This window comes from Betaproteobacteria bacterium, from assembly GCA_016791345.1.
Lineage (GTDB): Bacteria > Pseudomonadota > Gammaproteobacteria > Burkholderiales > JAEUMW01 > JAEUMW01.
The window spans coordinates 1-7,415 of the sequence record JAEUMW010000412.1; the positions used below are offsets into that span (position 1 = coordinate 1).

Here is a 7,415-nt window from a genome sequence, read left to right on the forward strand (position 1 = left end):
GCCTCGCGCGTTTCGATCATCGCGAACACGACGACCGTGTCGTTGGCGTGCGCGGGATAGTCGGAGCCGCCGTACAGAAGGCCACGTATCGGTCCGAAGCTGCGGGTGCCGCGCGGCGGATAGTGGGTGGCAGCCACCAGACGCTCCGCGTCCGCCCGGGTGTTGACCATCGGGCAGATCACCGCATAGGCGCCCGCGTCCAGCACTTTCATGAGAATGCCGGGCTCGTTCCATGGCACGCGCGCCATCGGCACCGTGTTCGTCGTCGATATGGCGGTGAACATGTCCACCGCCTTCTGGTAGTCGACCAGCCCGTGCTGCAGATCCACCGTCAGCGAGTCCCAGCCCTGGTGAGCCATGACCTCCGCCGAGAATGTGCTGGGGACGGCAAGCCAGCCGTTGACGACAGCGCCGCCGGCCTTCCAGATGGAACGAATTCGGTTCTCACGCATGTCTGGAACTCCTCCTTTGTGGTTTCATCTCTCGCTACCGTTTGTGATAAGACGTCTGACGACGTATGAGAGAGTTTAAGACTGTCGCGATTCGATTGCAAGAGAGATTTGCTAATTCTTTTTTTGCTTGTGCCTGCCGAGCCATACGCGCGACAAACGGACCGGAATGCGGTCGCGGAACCAAATGCGTCCTATCGGCATCAGACGTATTAAGATATGATCTGGAATGAGAGACCATCTGAGCGAATCATGAACGATCCGAAACAGCTCCCACTCCCCCGCAGGCGCAGCCGCAGTCTGGCCCAGGAGGTCATGGAAGACCTCACGACGCAGATTCGAAGCGGGACCTATGCGCCGGGTGAGCGGCTTCCCACGGAACCCGAACTGATGGCGCAGCAGGGGGTGAGCCGGACCGTCGTGCGCGAGGCAATGTCACGCCTGCAAGCTGCCGGGCTCGTGGAGACGCGCCATGGCGTCGGCACCTTCGTGCTGCCACCTGCGGCGGTGGAAGCGTCCGCACTGGACTTGGCGACCGTGCTCACCATTCGCGACGTTCTGGCGATGCTGGAGGTGCGCATCAGTGTCGAGACGGAGGCCGCCGCCCTGGCAGCGCAGCGGCGCACGGATGCGCAACTTGCAGCGATGCGGCGCGCGGTCGACGCGTTCGATGAGAGCGTGGCTGCCGGGCGCAGCGCCATCGACGAGGACTTCGACTTCCACCTGCAGATCGCGCTGGCGACGCAGAACAAGTACTTCGAGGAGTTCCATCGCCACATCGGCACGAGCACGATACCGCGTGCCCGCGTGGCGGCGGCCGAGCTATCGGCGGAGCCGACCCGCGACTATCTGCACCGGGTAAATCGCGAGCACGACTACATTCTCGCTGCCATCACTCTCCAGGACGCGGAAGGGGCACGCGCCGCCATGCGCATGCATCTCACGCACAGCCGCGAACGTCTGCGGCTGGCGAGCGAAGGCAAAGCCGACGCGCAGAACGAACCCGGTCAGCCGGGGCCCGGCGAGTCGTCGAGAGGCTAGCGCTGCTCACACTGGATTCGCGCGCGGCGATTTGCTACTTTTCCGCGGCGCTCATTGCCTGATCGGATCAACCACGCCATGCCGACGTTCGACATCGTTTCCGAAGTGGACAAGCAGGAAGTTCGCAACGCCGTCGACCAGACCAACAAGGAGGTCTCGACCCGCTTCGACTTCAAGGGCTCCGATGCGCGGGTCGAGCAGAGCGACTACGAGCTCACGGTCTTCGGTGACGACGAGTTTAAGCTCGGCCAGGTGCAGGACATCCTCGCCCAGAAGCTCGCCAAGCGCGGCGTCGACGTGCGCTGCCTGGAACGCGGCAAGGTCGAGAAGATCACCGGCAACAAGGTCAAGCAGGGCGTGAAGATCCGCGTGGGCGTTGAATCCGACCTCGCGAAGAAGGTCGTGCGGCTGCTCAAGGACAGCAAGCTCAAGGTGCAGGCGAGCATCCAGGGCGACGCCGTGCGCGTGTCCGGCGCGAAGAAGGACACGCTGCAGGACGCCATCGCGCTGGTCAGAAAATCCATCACCGACTTCCCGCTGCAGTACCAGAACTTTCGCGACTGAAGCGGCCCGCACCGCGACCGCGGCCCGCGGGGGCGGCGGCTATGTTGTGGTCTGCCGAACGCCCAAGCCGGCAGCGAACGACGGCTGCGGTTGCCATGGTGCGACCCCAATGAGCGGGCAGGCGGCAGGAAGGCGCGAGAGTTTGTCGTGCAGAATCCGCGGCGAATACTGATCCAGATAATAGAGAATCGTCTCCGTTCGGATCTTCACGCTGCCCGTCGGCTTGGTGGCATCGAGATCGCCGAATTTGAAGTACAGCGTTCCGCTCGCCTCCACGATCCGCTGGGTCGGCGTGAAGGTCGGCTGATCGAGTCCGCATTCGTAGCTCGACAGGCGGATCACGCAAGTAACCCAGGGCATGCGCGCCGCGACCTTGGCACTCCACATGATCTCGTTGGTGCTGTTGCTGTACGAGAAAGGCCACACATCGGAGATGTCGAAAGCGCTGCGAATGTCGCCCCGCGCAATCTCCTCCCCGAACAGCCATTGCATGAGATCGTCGTCGATGGGCAGGTAATGCGTCCAGAGGATCGGGATGCCGTGCATCTGCAGATTCGACTCGATGTCGTGGCCGATGCCGGGGTCCATGTGATAGGCGCGCGCGAGCACGAGGATGCACGGCTTCTGCTCGCTCGCGCACCACGCGAGAATCTCGCGGCTCTTCTTCCGCATCTTGTCATTGAAGGCAGCGAGCGCGGCATAGCCAGCGGCCACTGCCGGGTCGACTTCGTCCTCGTCGAGGTCGAGTGCGTCCTTCAGTGCACCGTAGAGCTGGCGCGGGGCCACGTCCGGCTCGGCGAGAGACACGAACGGGGTGACGCGCGCAATGCCGCTTTCCCGGAAGAGATCGCGTTCCTTGACGAAGCCAGCCTTGATGTTCTCCGCCGCGCACAGGTCGCGTGGACAGGCGAGCGTATCGAGCACGTGGCCGCGCAGAAACGACGGCACCGTCGAGTGCATGGGATGGATCACCAGATCGAGGCGGTGCTTCTGACCGAACAGGAGCTCGCCGTAGTGGCCGCTCGCGCACTTGACGGGATAGCAGGCGTCCACCGTGTCACGTGCGTGACCGAACTGCCGGAACTGCTGCTCCGAAGTTTCCGAACTGAACACGATGTTGCGCGGAGCAACGCCAAGATGCGTCAGGAAACCGATCCAGAACTGATGGGTGCTCCAGACGCTGAGGACGCGGGGAATCCCGATCTGCAGGGCGGACCGGTCCCTAGTCGGAGTGGCAGCGGAACGCCTGGCTTTGAACCAGCTGAGCAAGGTTGGGGTACGCATCGCGCGTTCGGTCGATCTCGTCCTTGACCGCTCTGATCTCGTGCACGTCCTCGATCAGGCCCTTGGGGCAGGAGTTGTTGACGATGATCCGCTCCCAGCCCTCGGCGAGCGGCAGTTTGCTCCAGGGCCGACCCTTCGCACCGGGGAGTTCGACGTCGATGAAGGTCCGCTGGCAGTGGTTTTCGCACCAACTGCAGCGGGTGTCGGGCGACGTCGTCGCCCGATAATTGAGGTGCTCGATCACGGCTAGGACTGCCCGGTCTCTTCCATCGCCGCGAGGGCAACCAGTGCCGCGCCGATGGCACCCGCCTCGCCGGGATACGGATGGACGACGATCTCCGCATCCGGGATCTTGCTCTGGATGAAGTTGATCTGCGCCTTGACCACCGCCAGGTTCCGACGGGTGCCCCCCTGCAGGATGAACTTCTTCCCGACCTGCGAAAGATTGCTGAGTCCGCCTGCATAGACCCAGACGTTGAGGGGCAGCACGGCACACAATCCAGCCAGAATCTCGTCGGGCTGCCACCCCTTGCGCTGTTGGTTGATGATGTCGCTCTGCAGGAACACACCGCACCCCATGAGCAGCCTGGGCATCGCTGTCGCGGCGAACGCGTGTTCCGCCATATCGGCGAGCGGGATGTTGAATCGCTCGCCCAGGTTCTGCAGAAACGCCCCGTTGCCCGAGGAGCATTGCGAGTTCAGCCGGAAATCGGAGACGGTGCCGTTGCGAAGAATCATGATCTTGACGTCGGTACCCCCGACATCGCAGATGCAGTCGGCATCGGGAAACCAGTGCAGTCCGGCTGTGGCGTGGGCGACGGTCTCCACCGGCGCGCTGTCCGCCCCGACGATGTCCTTGAGCAGGTCCTTGCCGTAGCCGGTCACGGAGAGCGCGGCGACCGCATTGCCGCCCACCGCTGCCTCGAGCTGCCGGAAGAGTCCCTTGGCGTCTTCGATTGGGTTTCCCTTGCTGAGCGCATAACAGGCGAAGAGCACCTCCCGTTGCGGCGACAGGCAGACTGCCTTGGCGGTGACCGAGCCGAAATCGCAGCCGATGACGACCTTCTCGTCCGCCCGCAATTGCCCTCGCGGAACCTGAATCGACGGCGCATAGCGCGCCCGAAACGCTTCGAGTTCCTCGCGGGATGCGCAGAGTCCCGGTCGGCCGTCCTTGAGCTTCTGCGCATACTGTCCTTCCCCCACCCACCACACGAGTCGTTCCTGCCCGCAGTACACCCCCGCTTCGCGCGGCTCGGTGCGACCGACCTCGACGCACCCGAGCGCAGCGTAATAGAGCGCCTGCTCCGGGACCGTGATCAAGTCCGTCGGCTCGCGTCCCGCGGGCAAGGCAATCTCGCGCTCCCTCCACAGCGTCGTCAGATGGTGCCGCCAGGCCTGCTGCAGGCCGACGAAGAAGAGGTTTGGTCCGCCGAGCAGCAGGACTTCCGGCAGCGGCGTGCTGCCCTTGGTCAGCGTGGCGAGATTCTGGTAGACCACCGCGTCGAACAGCGAAGCGATGATCTCCTCCACCGCCACGCCCGACTTCAGCAGCGTATTGGCATCGGTCTCGGCGAAGATGCCGCACTTGCTGCTGATCTTGTGCAGCGCGCGACCGTCGTAGCCCATCTGCGCGAGCTGCTGCAAGGGAATTTGCAACTTGCGCGCGGTCTTCTCGATGAAGGCACCGGTTCCTCCCGAACACGAGCTCTGCATGAGCACCTGCTTCGTGCGCGTCCCGCCGCTGTCCGCGAAGAAGACCGTCTTCATGTCCTCGCCGCCGATCTCGCTGACGAAGTGGACGGCCGGGTGATAGACCTCGACCGCCGTCGCGACGGCGACCACCTCCTGCACGATGCGCCCGCCGACGAGCGGGGCGATGTAACCGCATCCGGAACCGGTGAAGAAGATCCGGTCACGACCTGGCTGAAAGCCGTGGCTGCCTTCGAGATCGCGCAGGAAGTCGAGGACCTTCTCGGCGGGTCGTCCGCCATGGCGCTGATAGTCCTGCGCCTCGACCGCGCCGGCCTCGCTCGCGACGACGTACTTGCACGTCGTACTGCCGACATCGATAGCACACAGCTTCACGCGTGCCCCTCCGTGGCCGGTACCGATGCCGGCAACTGCGGCGACGGCAAGCCGAGGGACCGCGCGACATAGAGGACGTAGTTGGCGGCGGTGCCCACCGCACCGAGGTCCGGGATCGGGGTGCCAACCCGCCGAATTTCGGGGTGGGCCGCTTCGTATTCCCTGACGCGAGCGAGGGTGAGCCCGGTGCGCGAGAGCATCCCGTCGAACTCGCGGGTCGCGCTCTTCTTGGCCTCGGTAAGAATCATCTGACAGCGCGAGAGAGCATGCACCTCCGCGTCGCCTTTGACTTCGATCGGTGCATAGAGCAGCGCTGGATGCTTGCCCAGAACATTCGCCATCGCGCCGACCGACATGGCATTCGGAACGCACGCGTATGGCGACAGCTCGCAGATCATGTGCGCGAGGTTTCGGAGGTAAGCATGCAGGGCCTTGCCCACGAGCATGTGACCCTCGCCTCCCTCGAGACGGTAGGAGTAGAAAGGTGCGGCGAGCAGGGCGAACTCACTCTGTCGCGGTAGATGGCGCGGCAGGTTGCCCATGCTGCGTCGCAGACTCTCGTACTCGTGGTGCAGCAGCCAGCTTATCGCGTACCCCGCTGCGATCCGCAACTGGGAACCCACCACCACGTCCCGGCGTTGCTTGATCTTCTGGATGGCGCAGTGGATCAGATAGTCAGGATAGATGACAACCTGCGAGGGGACGACCTCGGCGCCCTCCTGCTCCAGCCACCGCTTGATGCGATAGTTCCCGGCACCCTCATGGTGGTGCAGCCACATCTCGCCCGTGATTTTGACCTTGGGCTTGACGCGGAGCCGATCGACCTCGATTACGCACCACTTGACGTATACATCGCGCAGTACCCGCTGGAAGTACCTCGTCGTCAGGTACCAGGCCAGCGTGGTCCACTCCTTTCGCTGGCGGGGTCGGCGGCGAAATGCCTCGTAGAGCAGCTCGACGGATTCCTGCAGTACCCGGTCGGTCTCGCCGGGCGTGACCTTATAGGGTCGGGTTGCGTACTCGAGGTCGTCGAGCAGGTCGCAGCAGTAGCCGACCCACATGAAGCCCAGGCCAAACGCGAACGTGGTACTCAGTCCTTCCTCCTGGTCACCCCTCGTCGCCAGGTGATACTGGTCGATCATGAGGACCCGGAAGTCGGGGAGCCCGATGCTTTCGAGCGCGAGCGCGTAGGACTCGCGATACTGACCGAAGCGACACGGCCCACAGCCGCCGACCGTGAGAAATGCATAGCCGTTGACAACGGCGTCGCGCCCCTCCTCCGCCACCCGGGTGCGCAGGAAGTTGATGAGACCGCCGGTGATGAAGAGCGTCGGGCAGCAGGCGCCCGTATCGATCAGCTCCTTGCCGGTTTCGAGATCGGCGAGCGAGGTCTCGGGCAGCGCCTGGGCACGGAAGCCCAGGTTCTCCAGCATGCCCTGGAACAGTCGGTCGTACTTGGCGGTGCCCCACGAATACAGGAGGGTAACGCGCGCCCGATCCGCGCCCGTGAAGGGCCGCGGGTGATACGCCTTGTAGTGCTGAATGGCTCGGCAGGGCGCACATGGACACTCATTCTTCGCCCTTTTTCTGTCCAGCGCCGCATGAGCAGCGCCGCGCTCACGACATGCTACACCTTGGCATGGCCCACGTGCGAGCGCCGCCCCAGCAGGCGTGCCGGCCGCAGCCTCTGTAAGAAGGGATATTCGGGACTGAGGGGTGGGCCGTGCGCCGCTATCCCGACGCCAAGGCGCTCGTCCACCGGTCATAGAGGCGGTCGGCGACCCGATGCAGCGCCGCCACGCGCCCCGTCAGGTGCTCCTCGATCTCGCGCGGTGACTGCACGCCCGGGCTGTCGCGGCTTTCCGTGATCTCCTTCGCCCCGCCCCGGCACCAGGTGCGGATGAGGTCCTCGGTCATCTCGACATGGCATTGCAATCCGAGGTGCGGCCCTAGCGCGAACGCTTGGTTGTCGCACCACGGGCTGGACAGGAT

Annotated in this window: 6 protein-coding genes and 1 pseudogene; 2 read left to right on the forward strand and 5 right to left on the reverse strand. The window is 64.2% G+C overall.

The window, feature by feature from the left end:
* The coding region (locus JNK68_15770; protein ID MBL8541803.1) for a 2,4-dihydroxyhept-2-ene-1,7-dioic acid aldolase at positions 1-452 on the reverse strand (452 nt) is incomplete at its 3' end.
* A 249-nt stretch (positions 453-701) separates the two neighbouring features.
* Between JNK68_15770 and JNK68_15775 the strand changes: the two genes are divergently transcribed.
* Together JNK68_15775 and JNK68_15780 are read left to right on the forward strand one after the other, a co-directional pair.
* A complete protein-coding gene (locus JNK68_15775) occupies positions 702-1,490 on the forward strand; it encodes a FadR family transcriptional regulator (protein ID MBL8541804.1) in 789 nt (262 codons plus the stop codon).
* A gap of 78 nt (positions 1,491-1,568) precedes the next feature.
* A complete protein-coding gene (locus tag JNK68_15780) occupies positions 1,569-2,054 on the forward strand; it encodes a YajQ family cyclic di-GMP-binding protein (GenBank protein ID MBL8541805.1) in 486 nt (161 codons plus the stop codon).
* 39 nt (positions 2,055-2,093) lie between these two features.
* On the opposite strand, the gene JNK68_15785 is transcribed toward JNK68_15780, so the two are convergent.
* The 4 genes and pseudogenes from JNK68_15785 to JNK68_15800 all read right to left on the reverse strand — a co-directional run bounded on the left by JNK68_15785 (position 2,094) and on the right by JNK68_15800 (position 7,340).
* The gene (locus tag JNK68_15785; GenBank protein MBL8541806.1) at positions 2,094-3,338 is read right to left on the reverse strand and encodes an activase; all 1,245 of its coding nucleotides are present in this window, start codon (positions 3,336-3,338) and stop codon (positions 2,094-2,096) included.
* Positions 3,277-5,417: pseudogene (locus JNK68_15790) on the reverse strand (activase). The gene JNK68_15785 and the pseudogene JNK68_15790 overlap by 62 nt, the downstream one beginning before the upstream one ends.
* 2 nt (positions 5,418-5,419) lie before the next feature.
* Complete coding sequence (locus JNK68_15795; GenBank protein MBL8541807.1) at positions 5,420-6,967, reverse strand: hypothetical protein; 1,548 nt, start codon at positions 6,965-6,967, stop codon at positions 5,420-5,422.
* 187 nt (positions 6,968-7,154) lie between these two features.
* Complete coding sequence (locus JNK68_15800) at positions 7,155-7,340, reverse strand: hypothetical protein (protein ID MBL8541808.1); 186 nt, start codon at positions 7,338-7,340, stop codon at positions 7,155-7,157.
* Positions 7,341-7,415 lie beyond the last annotated feature (75 nt).

Bases quoted from the DNA above. Each gene is read 5' to 3' on its own strand.
- JNK68_15775 (MBL8541804.1), top strand. From the start codon at position 702: ATGAACGATCCGAAACAGCTCCCACTCCCCCGCAGGCGCAGCCGCAGT.
- JNK68_15780 (MBL8541805.1), top strand. From the start codon at position 1,569: ATGCCGACGTTCGACATCGTTTCCGAAGTGGACAAGCAGGAAGTTCGC.
- JNK68_15785 (MBL8541806.1), bottom strand. From the start codon at position 3,338: ATGCGTACCCCAACCTTGCTCAGCTGGTTCAAAGCCAGGCGTTCCGCT.
- JNK68_15800 (MBL8541808.1), bottom strand. From the start codon at position 7,340: ATGACCGAGGACCTCATCCGCACCTGGTGCCGGGGCGGGGCGAAGGAG.